15 protein-coding genes are annotated in these 22,812 nt (G+C 60.6%); 6 read left to right on the top strand and 9 right to left on the bottom strand.

The window, feature by feature from the left end:
• Positions 1–96 precede the first annotated feature (96 nt).
• Positions 97–498 carry a hypothetical protein gene (locus ACN19L_RS10710; RefSeq protein WP_426493474.1) on the top strand — a complete coding sequence of 134 codons (402 nt, stop codon included), beginning with the start codon at positions 97–99 and terminating at the stop codon, positions 496–498.
• A gap of 195 nt (positions 499–693) precedes the next feature.
• The gene (locus ACN19L_RS10705) at positions 694–1,707 is read left to right on the top strand and encodes a hypothetical protein (protein ID WP_426493473.1); all 1,014 of its coding nucleotides are present in this window, start codon (positions 694–696) and stop codon (positions 1,705–1,707) included.
• A gap of 45 nt (positions 1,708–1,752) precedes the next feature.
• On the opposite strand, the gene ACN19L_RS10700 is transcribed toward ACN19L_RS10705, so the two are convergent.
• A complete protein-coding gene (locus tag ACN19L_RS10700) occupies positions 1,753–2,274 on the bottom strand; it encodes a hypothetical protein (RefSeq protein ID WP_426493472.1) in 522 nt (173 codons plus the stop codon).
• A gap of 459 nt (positions 2,275–2,733) precedes the next feature.
• Between ACN19L_RS10700 and ACN19L_RS10695 the strand changes: the two genes are divergently transcribed.
• From ACN19L_RS10695 to ACN19L_RS10680, 4 genes are all read left to right on the top strand, one after another.
• Positions 2,734–3,933 (top strand): SMP-30/gluconolactonase/LRE family protein, encoded by a 1,200-nt coding sequence (locus tag ACN19L_RS10695; RefSeq protein WP_426493471.1) that lies wholly within the window; start codon positions 2,734–2,736, stop codon positions 3,931–3,933.
• A gap of 213 nt (positions 3,934–4,146) precedes the next feature.
• Positions 4,147–6,996 (top strand): 2-oxoglutarate dehydrogenase E1 component, encoded by a 2,850-nt coding sequence (locus ACN19L_RS10690; protein ID WP_426493470.1) that lies wholly within the window; start codon positions 4,147–4,149, stop codon positions 6,994–6,996.
• A gap of 128 nt (positions 6,997–7,124) precedes the next feature.
• Positions 7,125–8,777 (top strand): 2-oxoglutarate dehydrogenase complex dihydrolipoyllysine-residue succinyltransferase, encoded by a 1,653-nt coding sequence (odhB, locus tag ACN19L_RS10685; protein ID WP_426493469.1) that lies wholly within the window; start codon positions 7,125–7,127, stop codon positions 8,775–8,777.
• A gap of 66 nt (positions 8,778–8,843) precedes the next feature.
• The gene (locus tag ACN19L_RS10680) at positions 8,844–9,314 is read left to right on the top strand and encodes a hypothetical protein (protein WP_426493468.1); all 471 of its coding nucleotides are present in this window, start codon (positions 8,844–8,846) and stop codon (positions 9,312–9,314) included.
• Between the two features lie 124 nt (positions 9,315–9,438).
• Here the strand turns inward: ACN19L_RS10680 and ACN19L_RS10675 are convergent, their stop codons facing one another.
• The 8 genes from ACN19L_RS10675 to ACN19L_RS10640 form a co-directional block, all read right to left on the bottom strand.
• Complete coding sequence (locus tag ACN19L_RS10675) at positions 9,439–9,801, bottom strand: group III truncated hemoglobin (protein ID WP_226271531.1); 363 nt, start codon at positions 9,799–9,801, stop codon at positions 9,439–9,441.
• A 164-nt stretch (positions 9,802–9,965) separates the two neighbouring features.
• Positions 9,966–10,367: a group III truncated hemoglobin gene (locus tag ACN19L_RS10670; protein WP_426493467.1), complete on the bottom strand. Its 402-nt coding sequence runs from the start codon at positions 10,365–10,367 to the stop codon at positions 9,966–9,968.
• 195 nt (positions 10,368–10,562) lie between these two features.
• Entirely contained in the window at positions 10,563–12,140 is a 1,578-nt protein-coding gene (gene treF / locus ACN19L_RS10665) for an alpha,alpha-trehalase TreF (RefSeq protein WP_426493466.1), read from the bottom strand.
• A gap of 171 nt (positions 12,141–12,311) precedes the next feature.
• A complete protein-coding gene (locus tag ACN19L_RS10660) occupies positions 12,312–14,378 on the bottom strand; it encodes a glycoside hydrolase family 65 protein (protein ID WP_426493465.1) in 2,067 nt (688 codons plus the stop codon).
• 116 nt (positions 14,379–14,494) lie between these two features.
• Positions 14,495–16,273, bottom strand: coding sequence for a glycoside hydrolase family 13 protein (locus ACN19L_RS10655; RefSeq protein ID WP_426493464.1), 1,779 nt, complete (start codon positions 16,271–16,273; stop codon positions 14,495–14,497).
• 101 nt (positions 16,274–16,374) lie between these two features.
• Positions 16,375–17,940, bottom strand: a complete 1,566-nt coding sequence (locus ACN19L_RS10650; RefSeq protein WP_426493463.1) for a RagB/SusD family nutrient uptake outer membrane protein — start codon at positions 17,938–17,940, stop codon at positions 16,375–16,377.
• Between the two features lie 20 nt (positions 17,941–17,960).
• Positions 17,961–21,014 (bottom strand): SusC/RagA family TonB-linked outer membrane protein, encoded by a 3,054-nt coding sequence (locus tag ACN19L_RS10645; protein WP_426493462.1) that lies wholly within the window; start codon positions 21,012–21,014, stop codon positions 17,961–17,963.
• A gap of 239 nt (positions 21,015–21,253) precedes the next feature.
• Positions 21,254–22,798, bottom strand: a complete 1,545-nt coding sequence (locus ACN19L_RS10640; RefSeq protein ID WP_426493461.1) for a glycoside hydrolase family 32 protein — start codon at positions 22,796–22,798, stop codon at positions 21,254–21,256.
• Between the last annotated feature and the right edge of the window lie 14 nt (positions 22,799–22,812).

The following is a 22,812-nucleotide window of genomic DNA, read 5'->3' as shown; positions in this document are numbered from 1 at the left end:
TACGGGTGGCGCCTGCACAGGATATGCCAACTTTTCCGAGACTGGACAAGTATAGCCGTTTACGCGTATCCGTAACTCGTTTTGTCTTTCTTTCCCATGGATTCTATCGCCTCCACCCCCCAGTCGATGCCCACGCCCACTGTGCCGCTTGATGTCACCGACCAGCAAAATTCGGCCCTGCTCGAAGATACTCTCAACCTGCTCAATACCGGCGCCCCCGATAAAGCCGGGCAGCACGGTCTGGCCGAAATTGACCGCTGGATTGAAGTGCTGCGGGCGTCTGAGCGCCCGGGCCTGGCCAAAATTATTCAAGAGCTGAAAACTCTGCAGAGCCAGCTGACAGCTTCCGATACGCAGGCTCACGACTTGGCTGAAACCCTGGCCTCTCTGGGCAATGAAACCTCAAAAGTAGCCGAAGAAACCATCGGCGACTACGGGGCCCCGCTGGCTCAGCTGGGCAAGCTGCTTATCAAGCTTGGCTCTACATTGTCGCGCTAGGGCACGGAGTAGTGCTTCTTTCACACAGCGGCCCCCGGCCCAATCACTATTTGTGGTTGAGCCGGGGGCCGCCGTGCTTCCCAAACAATTGTCCGGAGACAGGGTATTCAGTAGCTCCCTGCCAGCCGCGCCATTGAGGCCGGTGTGGAGCCGCGCCGTCGGTCTTGTACCTTTGCCGTCTAGCTTCCGCAACATATGTCCGAAATACAGCCCCTGTCCGCCCTCACACTCTACGACCCTTTCGAGGGCATGCAGTTCAGTATGCATCGGTGCTTCCTGTGCGGCAATCCTACTGCACCTTCCCAGGATACCGTGCCCGTTTTTGCCGATTGGCTGATGACGCGCTATAACCTGCGGGAGCGACAGATTAAACTATTGGATATGAGCATTGTGCAGTACGATGGGTTGCGTATTGCCTGCTGCCCTACCTGCCGTACCCAACATGTAGAGCCACTAGAGGCCCGGGTAGAAACGGCGGCCCGGCAGGGTATCCGGGGCTTCCGGCAGCTAGATGAGCAGACGCTGTTTCTGTGGCTGGGCAAGATGTTCTACGGGGTACTGGTGACCGAGCTGCTCACGGAAATGGACCCGCTGGCCAAGCCCCAATACCCGCTAGCCGAAAATGCCCAGCTGCTGCGCCGGTTTCAGGCATTTTATCAGCCGCTGCAGGCCTTGCGGGTACCCATGGAGTACGAAGATTTTGTGCCCGGCTCCCTGTTTATTCTGGAAGCCGACCCAGCCCAGGATGATATGCCCTTCGAGTACGATGATGATCTGAGCACCATAGCATTCAGTATCAAGCTCGATGAAACCGTATTGGTAGCCTGTCTGGTGGACAACGGCATTATTCGCCAGGCAATGGGACGGGTGTACCAGGATGCCTACCGGCCTTTGCACCCGGTACAGATTGCGGAGTTCAAGGCCCGGGTGTACTATGCGGCTTACCTGCTCAATGTGGTGCCCGACTACTACCCCCGCCCGGTAAAGCCCGGCGACAAGGAAGTGGTGATGGATACGCTGATTGACGATGTAACCGGCGACATATTCAACCCTTGGGAGAATAGTGCCTACGCTCAGTCCCTATTGGAAATGTGGAAACGGTGGCAGATTCCGCTCACGGAAATCATGCGTAATCCGGCTGAGCCGCTCACTTTCCTGTATGACGCGGACGGGCAGCCCCGGCACTTGCAACAGTATCCGCAGGCGTGAAAAGCCAAAAAGCAACAGAGTGGTATAGGGCAGTGAGTCAGCTGATTAGCTGGCCTCCCAGACGGGTTCGGGAGCCAGCTTGCTGAGCCGGATGCCGGTCCAACGGCCCTCAAGGCCATTCTGACATTCCCGTTTATTTACCAGCACATCCACGCAGTGGCGGTGGCGGCGGTTCATGGTATCGTGGATGATATACACGCCATCCAATGCGTCAGAAATACCGCTTACCCGGACTTTGTCACCGAAGCGGAACGGACCGCCCCATTTGGCCAGCATGTCGCGGGATACGGCTAGCCAGCGGGTTTTGCTGGAGTGCCGGGTTGGGATGATGGAGCCGTCGGCCGTTTCCATCGGGTTATCATCAGTCTGGCCCACTTCGGGCCAATACGTAGTCGCCGTCACGCGATACGATAGTGTCTGGGGTTCCTTTTTTAAAGGAATTACCGGTATGGCCACGGATACCGGGCGGGGGCTCAGGCTGGCTACGGTGGAGGGCAGAGCCAGTGCCGGAACAGAGATAGTGCGGGGGGGAAAGAGGAAGGTCAGTAGGAATAACGCAATGGACATGACGTTTGGGTTCGTGGACTCTCACTGATTGTCCGGAGAGAATGGACAGCCGGCCCGACTCGGCTAGTGGGTCGGAGCGCCATCTGCGTTAGCAGAATGTTGAGGCTCCTTTAAGGTATAGTTAACGGCTCAAAAGACCGTAAACAGACGCGTGAAGCAGGAAATGATAGGTAAATATAGATAAATTATATAATTAATTGCATTAATAAAATGATGTCATTTTAGTGGGGTCAAAGGTACAGCTTTTTTTTAAATCGGCTGTTTGCCTGTTTGCTAAATTAATTAGCAGGCAAACGGCCTGTTTGGGCTATAGTCTGGCCGCTTACGCAGGCAGGCAGCCGAAGGTTGGGGACACGATCCGCCACCCCGGAAACCCGGCCTCCCGGCTGCCGTAAGCACGGTGGTCCGGCTGGGATGGCCGGGCAATTGCTGCCCATTCTTTCTCCAACCAACATTCCTATGGCTATTGTTTTCTGGCCGTTCCAGCCCCGCCCGTGGCGCACTACCGGCCTGCTGGCCGCCATGCTACTCACGCAGGCCTGCTCCTCGCCCTCTACGCCCGCTACCGATGCCAACGGCACTACCGCTGCACCTGATTCTACTCAAACGGCTGGTCCGGTAGCACCCGCCAACTCGCCGTTACAAATAGTAGCGCAGTTTCGGGAGCCGCAGATGGTGGGCGTGGCCGTGCTGCCCGATGGCCGCGTGTTTGCCGACTTCCCGCGCTGGGACAACAACCCCGTGATGCCCATTGCGGAAGTAGCGCCCGATGGCTCCATCAAGCCCTATCCCGATGCCAACTGGTGCACCTGGAACGAAACCCTGCGCAACGAGCCCCAGAAGCACTGGATCTGCCCCCAGAGTGTATACGCCGATAACACCGGTATGCTGTGGGTAGTGGACCCGGCCTCGCCCGGCCTGCGGGCCACGGTGTCCGGCGGCCCCAAGCTGGTGAAGATTGACCCCAAAACCGATAAGGTGACGCAGACCATCAGCTTCCCCGAGAGCGTGGCCCCGCGCAAATCCTACCTTAACGATGTGCGCGTGGATACCCAGAACCAGTACGCCTACCTCACCGACTCGGGCCTGGGTAGCCTAGTGGTGGTGGACCTGCGCACGGGCCGCGGCCGGCGGGTGCTCAGCGGCCACGCCTCCATGCTGGCCGATACCACTCTTAACATCAAGGCCGACGGCAAGGAGCTGATTGACCCCAGCGGCAACAAAGCCCGCATCAACGCCGATGGCATTGCCCTGAGCCAGGACCGGCAGTATCTCTACTGGAAGCCCCTAACCAGCTACAACCTGTACCGCATCAAAACCGAGGCCCTGCGCAATCCTGCCCTCACCGATGCCCAGCTCGCTTCCCAGATTGAGGATTTGGGCAAAGTGCCCGCCTGCGACGGGATGGAAATCGACGCCCAGAACAACCTGTACCTGACGGCCTTCGAGGACCACTCCATCAAGCGCCGCACGCCGGCCGGCAACATCGAAACGGTGGTGCAGGACCCGCGCCTGGAGTGGCCCGATACGTTTGCCTTTTCCGGCGACGGCAAAACGCTGTACGTAACCACCTCAGCCATCCACAAAACGCCGACCTGGAACAAGGGCATCGGCAAGCAGGATCAGCCCTACTATATCTTTAAGATGGCATTGCAGTAACACAGGGTGCGTTACTGTTTTTCCAAAAGCCGTTCCTGTATAATGGGAGCGGCTTTTGTATTTATTTAATAGATTGACCGTCGGTACCCGTAAAGGAAACACGGACGGAATTATATGCCTGAATAACAGGTTTATTTGTACATGCGCATATCAGTTTTTACTTCCTGATCAGGCTATTTACCTTTACCCCCTGACACTACCAGCTCCCACCGCATGGACGCCAACTCTTATATCGCCAACGCCCACGGCGACTACCTTGACAACCTGTACCAGTCTTACAAGGCCGACCCGCAGTCGGTGGATGCGAGCTGGCAGAAATTCTTTGAAGGCTTCGATTTCGCCCAGCAGTATCCCGAAGGTGGTATTCCGCAGGCTGATGGCGAAGGTGTGCTGACCACCTCGGCCAGCACCAACCAGGCCGGCGCCGTTCGGGCCGTGGACACGGTAGCGGCCGACAAGGAAACGCAGGTGCGCAACCTCATTCACGCCTACCGCAGCCGCGGCCACCTGGTAGCCAAAACCAACCCGGTGCGCGAGCGGAAGGACCGGAAGGCCCGCCTCAACATTGCCGATTTCGGCCTGAGCGACGCCGACCTTGATACCAAATTCAAGAACGGCGAAGTGCTGGGCCTGGGCTCGGATGCCACGTTGCGCGAGATTGTGGCCGCTTTGCAGAAGGTGTACACCCGCACTATCGGCTTCGAGTACATGTACATCCGCGACCCGCAGGTGCTCGACTGGTTCCGCGAGAAAGTGGAGAAGGACTCGCTGAGCTTCAACCCCAGCATCGACTACAAAAAGCGCATCCTCAGCAAGCTGAACGAGGCCGTAGTATTCGAGAACTTCCTGCACACGAAGTTCCTGGGCCAGAAGCGCTTCTCATTGGAAGGCGGCGAAACCACCATCCCGGCCCTCGACGCCATTATTAATAAGTCGGCCGAGCTGGGGGTGAAGGAAGTGATGATTGGTATGGCCCACCGCGGCCGTCTGAACGTGCTGGCCAACATCATGGGCAAGACCTACGAGCAGATCTTCTCGGAATTCGAGGGAACGGCCGTACCGGACCTGACCATGGGCGACGGCGACGTGAAGTACCACATGGGCTACTCGTCGGAAGTGGAAACGGAAAGCGGCCAGAAGGTGAACCTGAAGCTGGCCCCCAACCCCTCCCACCTGGAGGCGGTGAACCCGGTGGTAGAAGGCTTCGTGCGCGCCAAAATTGAGCACCAGTACGGCGGCGACTACCACCAGATTCTGCCCATCCTCATCCACGGCGACGCGGCGCTGGCCGGCCAGGGCATCGGCTACGAAGTAACGCAGATGTCGCAGCTGGAAGGCTATAAGACGGGCGGCACCATCCACTTCGTGATTAACAACCAGGTGGGCTTCACCACCGATTTCGAGGACGCCCGTTCTTCGATTTACAGCACTGACCTGGCGAAGATTATCGACGCGCCGGTGCTGCACGTGAACGGCGACGACCCCGAGGCTGTGGTGTTTGCCGTGCGCCTCGCCACCGAGTACCGCCAGCAGTTCCATGCCGATATCTTCATTGATATGGTGTGCTACCGCCGCCACGGCCACAACGAGTCGGACGAGCCCAAGTTCACCCAGCCCACGCTTTACAACCTCATCAGCAAGCACCAGAACCCCCGCGAGGTGTACAACGCTATGCTGGTGCAGCGCGGCGACGTGGACGCGCAGCTGGCCCAGCAGATGGACAAGGAGTTCCGCGACACCCTGCAGGCCCGCCTGGACATGGTGAAGCAGAAGCCGCTGCCCTACAACTACCAGCCCCTCGAAAACGAGTGGCGCACCCTGCGCCGCAGCAAGCCCGAGGACTTCGAGAAGTCGCCGGAAACCGGTATCAGCGAGGAAGTAGTAGCCAAAGTAGGCAAGGCCCTGACCACGCTGCCCGAAGGCTTCCGCCCCCTGAAGCAGATTGAAAAGCTGATGGAGGAGCGCAAAAAGATGTTCTTCGAGACGCGTATGCTGAACTGGGCCGCCGGTGAGCTGCTGGCCTACGGCTCCCTGCTCGACGAGAAGCACATTGTGCGCGTGAGCGGCCAGGATGTGCAGCGCGGCACGTTCTCGCACCGCCACGCCGTGCTGCACGACGCTGAAACCTCGGCCCCGTACAACTCGCTCAACTACATCGGTGAAGGCCAGGAGAAGCTGAGCATCTACAACTCGCTGCTGAGCGAGTACGCGGTGCTGGGCTTTGAATTCGGCTATGCCATGGCTAACCCCACGGCCCTGGTGATTTGGGAAGCGCAGTTCGGCGACTTTGCCAACGGTGCCCAGACCATGATTGACCAGTTCATTGTGAGCAGTGAAAGCAAGTGGCAGCGCATGAACGGCGTGGTGCTGCAGCTGCCCCACGGCTACGAAGGACAGGGCCCCGAGCACTCCAACGCCCGCCCCGAGCGGTTCCTGCAGCTGGCCGCCGAAAACAACATCATTGTGGCCAACATGACCACGCCGGCCAACTTCTTCCACGCGCTGCGCCGGCAGCTGACCTGGGAGTTCCGCAAGCCGCTGGTGGTGATGTCGCCCAAGTCGATGCTGCGCCACCCGCTATGCGTGTCGCCGGTGGAGGAGTTCACCTCCGGCCACTTCCGCGAGGTACTCGGCGACGTGTACGCCGACGCCAAGAAGGTGAAGCGCGTGCTGCTGTGCTCGGGCAAAGTGTATTTCGACCTCCTGGACGAGCAGCAGCAGTCGGGCCGCACCGACGTGGCCATTGTGCGCCTGGAGCAGCTGCACCCCTTCCCCAAGAAGCAGCTCGACGCCGAGCTGGCCAAGTACCCCAAAGCCAAGGTGTACTGGGTGCAGGAAGAGCCCGAGAACATGGGCTACTGGAACTACCTGCTGCGCTTCATGCGCCGCGAGCTGGAAGACGTGATTTCGCGCAAGCCCTCCGCCTCGCCGGCCACCGGCTACAACAAGGTGCACGTGAAGGAGCAGAAGGACCTCGTGGCCCGCGCCTTCGACAAGCCCAAGGAAGCCGTGGCCGACGACAACATCAACGCCACCGCCGAAGTAGCCAAGAAGCAGGACTAGTCCTGAGTCATTCCGAGCAGCGCGAGGAATCTGAGTGAAAACGGACAACGGCTTCACTCAGATTCCCTCTGCATCGGAATGGCAACTTCCCCGACATTCCCCACCGAAACTCTTCAAAACTCCCACGTATGGGTCTGGAAATTAAAATCCCCGCCGTTGGTGAATCCATCACCGAGGTAACGATTGCCAAGTGGCTGAAAGCCGACGGCGACACTGTGAAGCGCGACGAGATTCTGGCCGAGCTGGAATCCGATAAAGCCACGTTCGAGCTGCCCGCTGAGGCCGACGGTGTGCTAAAAATCCGCGTTGCCGAGGGTGAAACCATTGGTATCGGCACTACCATTGCCGAAATCGACGGCGCGGGTGCCGCTGCCGCGCCGGCTGCTGCGGCTCCGGCCGCCAGCGCCCCGGCCGCTCCCGCTGCCGACCCAGTAAGCCAGGGCGAGCAGAACCCCACCGCCAGCGACCAGGCCGGCTATGGTGGTCAGCCCGCCGGCGGTGCCGCCGCTCCGGCTGCTGCCCCCGCCAGCAATGGCGGCGGTGCTACCGTGGAAATGACGATTCCGGCCGTGGGCGAATCCATCACGGAAGTGACGGTGGCCAAGTGGCTGAAGGAAGACGGCGCGCAGGTACAGCGCGACGAAATCATTGCCGAGCTGGAATCGGACAAGGCCACGTTTGAGCTGCCCGCCGAAGGCACCGGCACCCTGCGCCATGCCGCCAAGGAAGGCGAAACCATCGGCATCGGTGCTACCATTGCCCGCATCGAAGGCGGCAGCGGTGCCGCCGCTCCGGCTGCGGCTCCCGCCGCTGCTCCGGCTGCTGCCCAGGCTGCTCCGGCGGCTTCGGCAACCACCAGCTACGCCACCGGCACGCCTTCGCCGGCAGCCGGCAAAATCCTCGGCGAAAAAGGCATCAGCCCCGCCGACGTGCAGGGCTCGGGCCGCGACGGCCGCATCACGAAAGAAGATGCCCAGAACGCCCAGGCCAAGCCTGCCGCGCCGGCTCCGGCCGCTGCTCCCGCTGCCGCCAAACCGGCTGCTACTCCTGCTACTGGCAACTCGCAACCGGCAACTGGTAACAGAACCCAGCGCCGGGAGCGGATGAGCAACCTGCGCAAGACGGTAGCCCGCCGCCTGGTGTCGGTGAAGAATGAAACGGCCATGCTCACTACCTTCAACGAGGTGAACATGCAGCCCATCATGGACCTGCGCAACAAGTTCAAGGACAAGTTCAAGGAGAAGCACAGCGTGGGCCTCGGGTTCATGTCGTTCTTCACCAAGGCTGTGTGCGTGGCCCTGAAAGAGTGGCCCGCCGTGAATGCCCAGATTGATGGCACCGACATCGTGTACAACGACTTCTGCGACATCAGCATTGCCGTATCGGCCCCCAAAGGGCTGGTGGTACCGGTAATCCGCAATGCCGAGGAGTTGTCGTTTGATGGCATTGAGAAGGAAATCGTGCGCCTCGCCACGCTGGCCCGCGACAATAAGCTCACCATCGAGCAGATGACCGGCGGTACGTTCACCATTACCAACGGCGGCGTGTTCGGCTCCATGATGAGCACCCCCATCATCAACGCCCCGCAGTCGGCCATCCTGGGCATGCACAACATCGTGCAGCGCCCCGTAGCCGAAAACGGCCAGGTGGTGATTCGCCCGATGATGTACCTCGCCCTGAGCTACGACCACCGCATCATCGACGGTCGCGAGTCGGTGTCGTTCCTGGTGCGCGTGAAGGAACTGCTTGAGGATCCAACCCGTCTCCTGCTGGGCGTGTAATCGTCAGGATTTGTAAGTTTGAAAGCCGTGCCTCCACTATGGGGCACGGCTTTTCATTTATCGGCTATGCAGGAAGACATTATCGAGGTTGAGTCAAACCACTTCATTACCAAAGCAGGCTGCTACGCTATCATAGCTGTCAGCTGCGTCATCTGTCTTGCCATCATAATAGACGCCAACCGGCAGCACATATATGATTCGCTGGGAGGGCGTTTGCTTTTAGTGGTACTCATAGGGGTACTTTCGCCGTGGTACTACCAATCCACCTTAAAGCACCGTACGCTGACGATTACCCGACAGGATTTCCGTATGGAACAGGAGCCGGGCAAAGTGCTGCATCATCTGTCTATGCGGACCTTAATTGGCTGGTGGGTTGCAGAAGACCCGAGAAGAAGAAGTGCAGGCAAGGCGTTACACTTCGATTTCAAAGACAGTGGACGAATCTATGTACTTAGCTATGAGTATAGCCGATTTGCGGCCATAGTGGAGTACTTGGATGTTCATTTTGCACGCAAAAAGCGCCATGATTTCTCATAGCCTCATTTGGCGCGCAAATAAAAAGCCCCCCGGATTCTGGTCCGGGGGGCTTTTTGATATGGGTGGATGGGTGAATGAGTGAGGAGAACGGGTGGGAATTGGGGGTGGGTGAAACGGGTTGGCGCTAGGCGCCGATAGAGTTGGAAGCCAACGTGGCTACCTGATGCATTGCTTTATCGGCGTTAGAGCCGGAGAACTTCTCTTGCACGGTGCTGGTCAGCACTTCCGTCCAGCGCTGCAGGCACTTGGAGGGCAGAGCCGAGTGCAGCGGAATCTGTTGGCCTTCCTGGTAGCGGGTGGTGCCCAACAGGGCGCTGCTCCAGTAATCGTAGAGCGAGGTGAGGTGCCGGGGCCAGTGTACCTGTGCTACGGCCTGGCACACGGGAGCCAGCAGCTCGTCGTTTTTGGCCTTGCTGAACGCCGTATCCACCAGCGTCATGATGTCGCCTTCGGTGCGCAGATCGGGGAGGGAAGTCAAAGTAGCCATACGGAAGGGGGTAGGACGAGTGGATACGTAGCGAATTTACGCAGGTTTCGGAATTTTCGCCAATGAGCGAAAAATCTTTTTACTCGCTAGCCCATCAGGGTGAGGGGAAAGGTGGGGCTTGTACGGGCCCAAAACCCCAAAGGATACCTCGTAAGCGGCTTTTTTCAGAGAATGTGGAAAGGATTTCGGGTCTGAGAAATCCGGTGCTCAAATACGGCCGCAATGGTACCGGCCCGGTAAATGGCTTCATCGGCCACAGGTCCCTGATACTGAGCTTCTACGTTTTCGACGAACAGCGTAAGCCAGCGGTGGAAGTGGCGGTCATCAATGGGCAGGGCCAGGTGTTTGGGAAAGGGCCGGCCCCGGTAGCGGCCGGTACCCAGCAGCAGGCCGCTCCAGAAATCATACATGGTAGCTAAGTGCTGCGGCCAGCGGCCCTGCACAACGGCTTCAAAAATGGGCCCCAACAGCTCATCGTTCTGCACCCGGCCGTAGAAGCTGTCAACCACGCGGCGCACGTCCTCTTCGGATTGAATATCGGGCAGGGAAGCGGATGAATCAGTCATAGGAAAGCCTGAATAGAGGGTAAAACGCCAGTTGCCGCAATTATTGTACCTCCCGCCTGACTGCTTGCCTGCCAATAAGAGAAATGGCAGGGCATATCGGTAGCCGCACCGTAGGGTTGAGTTGTGGCAAACGAAAAGTCGGTCCTGCCTAACCCGGAGATAAGGCAGGACCGACGTGACGGCCACAGAACATGGTTAGAACGACTTGTCGGGCTGGTATTTGTTGATGAGGTTGAGCAGTACGCCGTTGGTCCAGCCGAAGCCATCCTGCAGCGGGTACTCGCCGCCGCCAGCTTTCAGCTTGGTATCCACCACATTGTACTTCTCCATCAGCTTGCCGGTTTGCTGAAACACGTCCCGGTTCAGCTCAATCCAGCGGGTGGCAATGGTGCGCGCCAAGGTAGGTTGACCGTAGCGCTCCAGGCCGCTGATGGCCATGTACTGCAGCGGGGCCCAGGCATTGGGGGCATCCCACTGCTGCCCGCTACGGCTGCGGGTGGTGGCCAGGCCGCCGGGCTGGAGGAAGTTCTGCTGCAGGCCCGCGGCCACTAGCTTACCCTGAGCCGGGGTGGCAATGCCGAACTCCAGCGGAAACGTTCCGGCCAGGGTGAGCCGGCTGGAGCGTTGCCGGAGGCGGAAGTTGTAATCGACAAACCAATTGGCCTTGGCATCCCAGCAGTAGGCCAGAATGGCCTTCTTGCGGTTCTGGGCCTTGGTCTGGAAGGCTGTAGCCTGGGCCGCGTTGCCTTGCAGCTGGTAAGTGGTAGCCAGGCTGTTTTCGAGGTAGTAGAGCAGGCAGTTCAGGTCAACGGGGACCAAATCGGTAGTCTGGATGCTGCCCAGCTGCCCGTCGGACCCGAACCAGCGGGTGCTGAAGTCCCAGCCGGAAGCGGCAGCGGCCCGGATGTTGCGGTAGAACTGGGCCGGGGGCTGCTTGCTGAGCTTGGCGGCGGCCACGTCCTCGGCGTACGACTCTTCCCGGGGCTGGTCGCTGCTGTCGTAGTAGCGGTTAAGCACCTCGCCGCCGGCCAGGCGCACGGCGCAGTCCTGGGCGGTGCCGGGCCGCAGGGTTTCGGCCCCGGCCATCCAGTAGTTGTACTCGCGCAGCAGCTGGGGCTGGTAGCGCAGCAGCGTCTGCTGGTTGCCCTCCTGTTGCGAGAGGAGGTTCACCATCAGGGCAAAAAACGGGGGTTGGGAGCGGGTGAGGTAGTAGGTGCGGTTGCCGTTCGGGATGAAGCCGTAGGTGTCCAGCAGGTAGGCAAAATTATCCACCATGTCCCGGATGACCGTGGTGCGGTGGCTTTCGGCCAGCCCGAGCATGGTAAAGTAGGAGTCCCAGTAGTACACCTCCCGGAACCGTCCGCCCGGCACAATGTAGGGGCGCGGCAGCGGGAGCAAGGACGAGGCGCCCGGGGTGGCGGTGTCGGGGTGGCGCTGGAGCACCGTCCAGAGCGTATCCAGGTGGTGGCGCAGACCCGCTTCTACCCGGCTGCGGTACTGGCCGCCGGCCGGGGCCGGAGGCGTGAAATGGGCCGCCACGAAGGCTTTCAGGTCGAAGCCCGGGGCGTCTTTCTGCTGAGCATAGGCCCGCAGGATGTCGGCTGGCGGCTCCTTGGCCGTGGCATCCACGAAGGTTTTGTTATCGGGATACACCCGGCCCAGCTGCACGGCCTCAAACAGGCCCGGGTAGAGCTGGCGGGGCGAAGGAGGTAGCTGCTGAGCGGCGGCAGTGCCAGCCAAAACCAGCAGCACCGCGAAGAAGAGGTTACGCATGGAGCAAAGGGTGAAAGGTGGGAGTACGTAGAGCGTCAGGCTGAGTCAGCTAACTCAAGTTGCAGACCACGATACTACGTCTAGCTCTAGTCCGCAACTCAGGTCTACTAATCAGGCTCATCAGTACGCGGAAAGTTTTGGCTACGTATTACCTTGTTACGAATTATCCTGTCAGCGGCTCACGGAGTAGGTTTTACGCTGCGGGCCCACGCCTGTTATCTTCACCGACTGCCAGCCCGTGGGTAAAGTGGTTTTGCTCTGCGTGATGCCGCCGGGCGTAATGTTCAGGCCGCCGAAGCCCATGAGCACGGCCTGGAGCACTCCGCCCGCACCGGTGGCGAAGTAGGGGTTAGTGCCGCCCTTGGTTTCGGCAATGACGCGGAAGGGAGGCAGCAGATTGGGCTCGTAGGCATCTTTGAACCAGAGCCTGGCCTTGTCGGCGTTGCCGAGGCGGGCGTAGAGCAGGGCGAAGATGGCCTGGGTCATGGCTGGGGTACCTTCGTTGGGCACGCGGGTTTCGTAGTAGGCCAGGTCCTTTTTGATCTGGGCGGGGTCGGTAATGACGTTCAGGGGGTAGGCCAGCAGGTTCACGTCGCCCTGTTTGATGCCTTCGCCCTTGTAGGTAGCGTGCTCCTGGGTGGTGCCGTCGGGCATTTTGAGGATGGGAATGTTCTGGGCCACCTGCAGCCAGTCGGGGTTGGCTTTGAGGCCCAGCAGCCGGGCGGCGGCGGCGGCGTTGCGCAGGTTTACCTGAGCGGCGGCGTTGGTGAAGGCGTCGTTGTCCACGTTTTCGGCCCATTCATCGGAAGCCACCACGTTCTTGATATCGTAGTGGCCGGGGCCGTTGCGCTCCACCCGGCTGGCCCAGAAATCGGCCGTGGCCGACAGAATGGGGTAGCCCTTCTCGCGCAGCCAGTCCCGGTCCTGGGTGACGCAGTAGTACTGCCAGGCCGCCAGGGCTACATCGGCCGAAATATGGTGCTCAAACGGCCCGCTCAGGGCCCACACCGGGGTTTCCTCCACGCCCGTATCGGCGCTTTCCCAGGGGTACATGGCGCCCTGGTAGCCGTGGGCAAAGGCATTGCGCCGGGCCGGCTCCAGGCGCCGGAACCGGTATTCAATCAGGGATTTGGCAATATCGGGGTGCAGTACCAGCAGGGCCGGAAACATCCACAAATCGGTGTCCCAGAACACATGGCCGTTGTAGCCCAGCCCCGAGAGGCCCATGGGCGAAGGAGAATAGTCGGTACCGGCCCGCGAGAAGCTGTAGAGGTGGTAGAGCATACTGCGCACATCCTGCTGAGCCTGGGCGTCGCCCTGAATCTGAATGTCGCTTTTCCACAGCTCCTCCCAGGCCTTGGCGTGGAAATCCAGCAGCCGCTGCTTGCCCTCCAGGCGGGCGAAAATGGTGAGGCGCTCGGCTTCGTTGAGCGGGTCGGCGTGGTGGGCCGAGGTGATGGACGAGCCCGCCACGGCGTAGGAGTAGGTCTGCCCGGCTTTCAGCGGCTTGCCGAACTTAATCAGGTGCATGTTGTTGTCCCACATTTCATGAATCACCCGGGGCTCCTGGCCGTGGGACTCCTCAAACAGAAAGGTATTGGACGCGCAGAGCTGCATTTTGCCAGTGGGGCTTTTGGCCGAGGAGGTGAGCAGGCTCAGGGCCACGTGGGGCCGGTCAATTTCGTTGTAGTAGTTCTGGGCGTCGCGCAGGGCGTCGGGGGTATCCAGCACGCTGGCCGCGCCCAGCTGCACGTCTTTCTTGGCCGTGATGCTCACGTCCATCAGCACCGTGAAGGGCAGGTGGCGCAGTGCATAGTAGGTGTAGCGGATGGTGGCCTTGTCCTGGTAATCGAAACTGGTGGTGAGACTGGCCCGGCGCATGTCCAGCTCCTGGCGGAAATTGGTGGCGTCCCGGCCCGAGAGTCGGCGGCCATCTACCTCCAGGTACATATTCAGCAGGTTGAAGCTGTTGAGGAAGTTGCTGACCCGCCCGCGCCCGTACTGGTCGTAGGCCCCGGCCAGCACCACGCTTTTCACCTGAAACGGCTCCGGTGCCGACACTACGCCCAGCATCCCGTTAGCCACCGTTACTCCATAGTAACTGCGCGGGTCTATCTGGTCGGCCGCCACGCGCCAGGGGTCGGGAGCCTGGGCCAGGGCCGGGCGGCCAAGCGCCGTGCTCATGAGCAGAATAGTGCCCAGCAATGTTCTTACAGCTGGTAGAGGAAAGCGGAGCATAACGGGGGTGGGAAAGGACGGTGAAACGGAAAGCAGGAAAGAGCAGGCAGACAAGCAAGATACCGATTCCTGATCCGGTGCCGATGGCATTGGACCAGGGCAGCCAGCACCGGCTCTTACTGCAACGGCAGCACCAGGGCCTGCCAGGGCTGCAGCGCCAGCGTAGCGGCGGGGCTGAAGCTGGGGTAGTTGTTAAGCCAGGGCGCGCCGTTCAAGGCAAGGCCGGCCGGCAAAGGCCAGGTGCGGTTTTCCGAGGAGAAGTTGAGCACCACCAGCACTTTCTCGGGGCCCTGGGTGCGGGTGTAGGCGTAGATATGGGGATTGGGCGCGTCGAGCAACTGGTAGGCTCCGTACACCAATACCTTATGTTGCTGGCGCAGCGCCACGGCCCGCCGGAAGTAGTTCAGCACCGAGTTGGGGTCCCGCTCCTGGGCGGCCTGGTTCACGGTGCGGTAGTTGGGGTTGACTTTCAGCCAGGGGGTGCCGGTGGTGAAGCCCGCGTTGGCGGTGCTGTCCCACTGGAAAGGGGTGCGGCTATTGTCGCGGGAGAAGCGCTGCAGGTTTTTGAGGTAGGCCGGCAGATTACCGCCCTGACTCTTCACCAAGGCATAGCCGTTCAGGGCCGCCAGGTCGCGGTAGTTGGAAATCTTGTCGAACTTGATGTTGGTCATGCCCAGCTCGTCGCCGTTGTAGCAGTAGGGCGTGCCGCGCATGGTGAGCAGAAAGGTATTAAGCAGCTTGGCCGAGGCCGCCCGGAACGCCGACCGGTCGTCGCCGAACTTGCTGGTCATGCGGGGCTGGTCGTGGTTACCCAGGTCCAAAGCCTGCCAGCCGGTTTGGGCGAAGGCGCTGTCCCACTTCGTAAACACGCGCTTCAGCTCCGTGAGCTGGTAGGTTTCGGAGTTGCTGCCCACGCCAACTCCCTCGAAGTGGTAGGTCATGTCCAGCTCCTTGCGGTCGGGGTCCACGAAGAGGTGGGCTTCCTGGGGGTTACGGCCCGCGCCTTCGGCCACGCTCATCACGTTGTAGTGGCTGAGCACTTCCCGGTTCATCTCCTGCAGGTAGTCGTGCAGGTGGGGGCCGTGGTTGTAGGCGTTGGCGTAGTTCTGCTCCGTGAGGCCGGGCATGGGCGGAAAGCTAGGGTCCTTGGCCACGAACTGGAAGGCATCCATCCGGAACCCATCAATGCCCTTATCCAGCCAGAACTTCATAATGGCGTACACCTCCTGCCGCAGCTTGGGGTTGTTCCAGTTCAGGTCGGGCTGCTTCCGGGAGAAGATGTGCAGGTAGTAGGAGTTGGTGGGCGCGCTGTACTGCCAGGCATTCTTCTTCACATCGAAAGTGCTGTAACGGGCTGGCGGCGTGCCTTTCTCGGCGGGCCACCAGTAATAGTAGTCCCGGTACGGGCTGCTGCGGGAGGCACTGGCCGATTTAAACCAGGCGTGCTCGTCGGAGCTGTGGTTCACTACGAGGTCCATTACCAGCTTGAGGCCGCGCTGGTGCATGCCCGCCAGCAGGGCGTCGAAGTCCTGCATGGTGCCAAACTCGGGCATAATCCGGCGGTAGTCGGAAATGTCGTAGCCGTTGTCGTCGTTGGGGGAGGCGTAGATGGGGTTGAGCCACACGGTGCCCACGCCGGTGCTCTTCAGGTAATCGAGGCGGGAAATGATGCCTTTCAGGTCGCCCACACCGTCGCCGTTGCTGTCCTGGAAGCTGCGCGGATACAACTGGTACACCACCGTTTCCTTCCACCAGCCGGGCTTTTTGGCGATGGTGCTGTCGGTAGTGGCCGTGTTGTTAGAAACAGCAGTGGTGGCTTCCGTTTTGGGGTTCTGGTTGCAGGCAGTCAGCACGGCCAGCAGCGGGAGCAGGCAGGAAAGACGGTGGGTTTTCATTGGAAAGAAAAAAGCAATACAGCGTACACGCAGACAGGCCGCCGGCTGCCGCCAACGCGGGCGGTAACCAACGGCCTGCTGGTATCGGATTAGGGAAAAGGTTAGTAGCCGGGGTTCTGGGTGATGTTGCGGTTGATATCCACCTGCGTTTGTGGAATCGGGTACACTAGGCAACGGGGGTTACTCTGAGGTTTATCCTTACGGGCTTGCAGGAACTTGCCGAACCGGATCATATCCTGCCGCCGCCATGACTCACCGTACAACTCCCGACCCCGCTCAGCCAATAATCCATCCAGGGTGAGAGAACCCAAGGCACTGGCCCCACGAGAAGGGTGGGTGCGCAGAGAGTTGACGATGGCCAGGGCCGTGCCGCCGTAGCTGCCGGCGCTGGTGGGCGTACCGCCCCGCAACATGGCTTCGGCCTTCATCAGCAGCACATCGGCCAGGCGGAAGCTCACATGGTCATTCTCGCACCCGTTACCGCCCTTGGCCTCGCTTACGTAGTCAACGGGGTATTTCAGGGGGCGAATACCTTTGGCTTCCAAATCGGAGCCGGTTTCCGAGAGGTTGATGTCTTTGGTGAAAATCAAGGGAGCTCCACCCCGCGTACTCAAGGCTGCATCGTTGGTAAGGTTGTACTGCTGGCCCACCAAAAAGCCCACGTTGATGCGCCGACCGGGGTTAGCCGGGCCGCCCGCTACGTCGTAAGCCTGGCCCCGGCGCTTGTCGGTGGCTTCAAACAGGTCGTAGAACTCGGCAGTGGTAGCCGGGCCGTTGTAGCCGTCCACGGGCCGCATATTGTAGTGCGACACAAACTTCCAGAAGTCGCGGGTGGGCCCGCTGTTACCGAAGGTATTGGCCTGAGTGAAAATGTTTTCGGTGCCAATGGTCCCGTTGTTGGGCGCAAAGTTGTCGAAGAAATTGGCGGTGAAGGTGTACTTGCCGCTGTTAATGATTTCGTCGGCCAGCCGGATTACCTGGTTCATATCGGCAGCGGCGAAAGTGGGGGAGGCCCGGTTGGCGTACACGCCCTTGTTGAGGTAGCACTTCATCAGCAGTACCCGGGCAGCGTCCTTGGTGGCGCGGCTCACCGGGGCATCGGGCAGGGCCGCCTGCACGGCGGTAAGTTCGCTCACAATAAAATCCAGGGCTTCACTGCCCTTACGTACCCGTGCCAGCGTGCTCAGGTCTTCGCCCGGGTCCCGGTACAGCACCTGGTCGTACATATCCAGCACTAGGTAGCTGGCCCAGGCTCGCAGAAACCGGGCTTCGGCCTGCTGCTGGGCCGTAGGCGAAAAGCGCAGCAGGTCAGTGGTAGCGTAAATAATACCATTGAGCTGGGTGTAGGTGTCGCGTACCCGCTCGTTGTTGGCATCCCAAGTATGGTTGAACAGCTGCCGCCATTTGCCGTTGTCGTCCCAGTCGGGGCCACGGGTAGGCATAATACGGGCATCGGTAGATACCTCCTGCAGGGCAAATACGCTCACGCACCCCTGAATGGGGTCGCGCTGGGCGTTATAGGCACCCGTGAGCAGGGCTGCCGGGCCGTCATTGGAAACCTGGTTTTCGGTTAGCTGGCCTTCCAGGTCCTCATTCAGCTCGCAGCTGCCGGTTACCTGCAACAGGGCCAGCATTGCCGCCGCCCCGGCCAATTTTGCATATTTCATGGTGAAAAAAGGTTTGGGGATTAGAGGGAGAAGTTAACGCCCAGCGTGAAAGTGCGGGCACTGGGGTAAGGCAGATAATCGATGCCCACCGAGGGAACCTGGTTAGCCCCGCGTTTCACGGTGTTTACCTCCGGGTCGAAGCCGTCGTACTTAGTAATAACGAACAGGTTCTGTCCCGTAATGTACACGCGGGCTCCTTTGAATACACTGCCCACGTCGCCCACGCCGTAGGAAAGCGTGAGGTTAGACATTTTCAGGAAGTCGCCTTTCTCCAGGTAGCGGGTGGAAGCCGCCGCCGGGTTGCCGGTTGATTCCTTGGTGCCATTCTCGAAGGTGGAGAGGGCAATGTTTTTGCCGGCCCCAATCTGGCCCACGTTGCCCACGGCGTTGATGGTGTTGTTGTACACGTACTGGCCAAATACGCCGGTCATGTTGGCAATCAGGGAGAGTTTGCCGTAGCGGGCGTTGGCGCTCAGGCCCAGCAGGGTGCGGGGGTTGGGGCTACCCGAATAGGCAATGGGCCCCAGCTCGTTGGATAGGCCCTGGTCGTTCAGACCTCTGTACTGGGGCAGGAAAAAGGCATTGATGGGGTAGCCATTACGAATCAGCTGGGACGTAGCGCCCGACAGGCCCTGCCCGTTGATGGCCCCGGTTACAATGGCCGGACCCACCAAATCGGACACTTCATTGCGGATGAAAGTGGCATTGGCGTTAAAGCCCACGTCCACTTTGTCTTTGCGCACCAGCACGGTACCCAGGCTGAGCTCCACGCCTTTGTTCACGATTTTGCCATCCAGGTTGGCCCAGCGAATGGGGGCGTTGGAGGGCCGGGGCTCGCCGGGCACGGTCGGGAACAGCAGGTCGGTGGTGGTTTTGTAGAAGTAGTCAGCCGTAAAGGTCAGGCGGTTGTCAAACGCTCCAACATCAATCCCGGCGTTGAACTGGGCGTCCGACTGCCACTTCAAGTCGTCGTTGCGGGCATTAAGCGGGGAGCGGGCCTCGCCGTTTTCATCCAGCGTGTACCGGGCTTGGGCAGAGCCGGCCGGAAACTCCTGGTTGCCGGTGCGTCCGTAGCCTGCGCGTAGTTTCAGCTGGCTGAGCCGCTCGGCCGGAAAGAAGGATTCCTGGCTCAGGTCCCAGGCCACGGCAAACGAGGGGAAGTAGCCCACCCGGTTGTTCGGCCCGAATTTGGTGCTTTCATCCCGGCGCAGGGTACCGGTGAGTACCACCCGGTCTTTAAAGTTCAGAATAACCCGTCCAAACACCGACTGCAGCTGCGAGGAGGGGTCCACGAAGGAGGAAATGCGCCGGTTGCCAGCAGCCGAGTATTGAATGTAGTTCGTGTAATCGAGGCCGAATACTCCGAAGCCCCCACCAGCAGGGTTACCAAAGGCATTCACGTTGGAGCCCGAGTTGGCAAACTTCGTGTACTCGTAGCCCAGCACCGCGTTCAGGTTCAGGCTGGTGGCTACGGCCTTGTTGAAATTGAGCGTGTGGGTTATCTGCTGGGTTAACAGTTCATTGTCGCTGATGGAGGCAAAGCCCTTGTCAATCAGGTCGGGAAAGTTAATCAGCCGCTGGTCGATGGATGTGCGCCGCTGCCCGGTGTTGTAGTTCACGCTGATCAGGGCCCGGTAATCCAGCCAGGAAGTGAACTTATAGTAGGGCGAGGCGCTGGCCAGAATGGTGGTTACCCGGGAGTTGTCGTTATAGTACTCCTGGTTAGCCAGCGGGTTTACTACGTCGCCGGCCACCACGTACAGGCTGCCATCGGGGTTACGCAGGGGCTGAGTGGGGTTCCACTGCAGGGCCTGCCCAATAAGGGAGCCCCGGAAGCCGGCATCGGTGGTAATAGGGGCCAGCTGCTCGCGGAACTGGCTGGTGGAGATATTGACGTCGAGGCCCAGCTTCTTGCTCTGCAGAAACTGCAGGTTGGTGGAGAGGTTGGCGCTGTACTTCTTGAACCCGGTTTTGCGCACGATGCCGTCCTGGTCAAGGTAGCCGAGGGAGAGGCGGTAGCGGCCGGTTTCGCCGCCGCCGCTCATGGCCACGGTGTAGTTCTGCAGGTAGCCGGTGCGCAGAATCTCATCCAGGGCATTCACGTCGCCACCCTTGTCGTTGGTAGCCGCTACGCCGTAGTACGTGAGGGCCTGCCGGTACTGGCTGGCATCCAGAAATTCGGGCCGGCGCAGCAGAGTGGAGAAGCCGTTGGAGACACCTACGTTTAGAGTGGGGGCTCCCGACTGTCCTTTTTTAGTAGTAATCAGTACAACCCCGTACGCTGCCCGAGAGCCATAAATAGCGGTGGCCGACGCGTCCTTCAATACCGTAAAGGACTCAATATCATCGGGGTTGAGAAAGTTGAGCGGGTTGCTGTCGGCCCCGGCCCCAATATCAGCGGAGGCCACCAGGCCCGGCCGGGCTGAGCGCCCGTCCAGGGGTACCCCGTCCACCACATACAAGGGCTGGCCCGTACCCGTCACGGCCGAGTTGCCCCGGATGCGGATGGTAGAAGGTCCGCCGGGTTGCCCGCTGTTGTTGCTCACCTGCACCCCCGAAACCCGACCCTGCAACAGCTGGTCGGGCGAAGTGAAGGTGCCCCGGTTGAAATCCTTTTCGCCCACTACGGCCACAGCCCCGGTTACGTCCTGCTTGCGGGCCGTGCCGTAGCCTACCACTACCACGTCGCCCAGCACCTGCGTGTCCTCGCGCAGCGTTACCTGCACGGTGGTTTTGTCGGAGATGCTGACCTGCTGGGTAGTGTAGCCCACAAAGGAAAACGACAGCGTAGTGGCCGCCGCGGGAACATCCAGCCGGAACGAGCCATCGGAGCCGGTGCTGGTGCCTACGCTGGTGCCGGGCACTACTACCGTTACCCCCGGCAGACCCGCCGAGTTGGCGTCCACTACCCGGCCGCTGATGGCCCGCGTGGCCTGGGCCTGGCTAAGTAGCGGTGTGAGCATGCACAACCCGCCAATCGTCAGGGCTTTCAGCCACACCGACGATGCTTGACCAGCCAGCCCCAAGGCCAGCTGCTCATGAGATTTGTACCGTTTGTACCAGTTGTTATTCATGAGTGAGGGAAAAAAAGTGTGGGAATTCTATCATCATTCAGCAAAGCCGGGGCCCGCCGCCTCCACCCGGCAGATAAGCAGGGCGGCAGGCCTGGCTTTGTCACTGGCCGGTTCTCGGCACCCCATGCCCACCGGCGTTAAGCAGGCAGGTTGGCCAACGAACATGGGGTAAACCGTGGAAAATCATGGAAAACAGGAGAGTAAATAGCGTATCTGGTAAGCTGCTCCCGAGGAAAAGGCTAGGGCGCGGGCTGGCTCAGGTTGGTCAGGCGTAGCTGGGTAAGCTGCACCGGGCTGCCCTCGACCCGGAGGCTGATGCGGCCCGCGTGCTGGCGCGGAAAAACCAGGTCGGTCAGGGTCGTTTCTCCATCCTGGGCAAACACCTCCACCACCGACTTATCCACCAGCACCCGCAGCTTCAGCTGGCCGTTCTGCAAGGGAACCCGCGCCGTTTCCAGGGAGCTGGCGAACATCGGGTGGAAGCTCACGTTGCCGGATTGGGTGCGGTCCAGGGTCAGCTCCTGCCGGGCCACGTTGTAGCGCAGGGTGGTGCGCTCGGCTTCGCTCTCCAGCACATTCAGGCTGAAGGCGGTGGCGGTACCCGGCTTCACAATCAGCTCCAGGTCGTAGGATTCGCCCCGGAAGGCTACCGGCAGACCGGCCGCCCCGGGCTTGATGGTCTGGTTTTTCAGGCTGAGGGCTTCTTTGCCCAGGGTGCGCAGCTCCGCCAGGGGCTGCTGTACCAGGGCCAGGCCGGTGCTGGTCTGGCGCAGGCTCAGCTCCCGGGGCACGGCGAAGTTGCCGCGCCATTCGTCGCCGGTGGGCACGTCGCGGGCGTAGGCCCAGTCGTTGGTCCAGCCCACCAGCAGGCGGCGGTTGTCGGGGGTGTTGTTGAAGGTAACGGCAGCAAAGAAGTCCTTGCCAAAGTCCAGGTAGGCCGGCTCCTCGTAGGGCTGGTCGGGCGTGAAGGCTTTGCCATCAAACCGGCCCAGAAAGTACTGCTGCCCCCGGAACTGCTCGGTGGGGTTGCCGGCCGAAATCAGCAGCACCCAGCGGGTGCCGCCGCCCGGCACCGGCAACTCAAACAAGTCGGGGCACTCCCACTCCCGCACCGTATTGCCGGCCCGGCCCCAGCGGCTCATAAAGTCCCACTTCTTCAGGTCCTTCGACTCGTAGAAGTACACCTGCTGGCGGTCTGCCTTCACCGTGGCCATTACCCACTTCTGCTGGGGCGCGTACCAGAACACCTTCGGGTCGCGGAACTCCTTGCTGCCAATGTCGAGCACGGGGTTACCGGCGTAGCGCTGCCAGGTGCGGCCCCAATCCTGGCTGGAAGCCAGGTTCTGATGCTGGGCCATCACCAGGCCGGGCTTCTCCTGGTGGCCGGTATAAAAGGCCACCAGCCCGTCGGTTTTGCCGGCCGGAAACAGGCCCGAGGTGTTGTCCTTGTCTACCACGGCGCTGCCCGAAAAAATCATGATGTTGCTGCCCTCAGGGCCGGGGTATTCGGTGAGGGCCACGGGCAGGTGGGTCCAGCGCAGCAGGTCGGGGCTGGTGGCGTGGCCCCAGCTCAGGTGGCCCGGCTGCGCCGACTGCGGGTTGTACTGGTAAAACAGATGGTACTGGCCGTTGCTGTACACCAGCCCGTTGGCGTCGTTGATCCAGTTTTTGGGCGCCGTGAAGTGGTACACCGGCCGGTAGGGGTCGGGAGAGGCCACGGGCGTCTGCGCCGGACTGGTGGCGGCGCTGAGCAGGGCTATAATTGATAGGACTATTGTTTTCATGCGGTGGGAAAGGT

Source organism: Hymenobacter sp. 102 (assembly GCF_049949205.1).
Taxonomy (GTDB): domain Bacteria; phylum Bacteroidota; class Bacteroidia; order Cytophagales; family Hymenobacteraceae; genus Hymenobacter.
The sequence above is the reverse complement of the archived record's forward strand: the minus strand, read 5'-3'. Positions and strand labels throughout refer to the sequence as shown.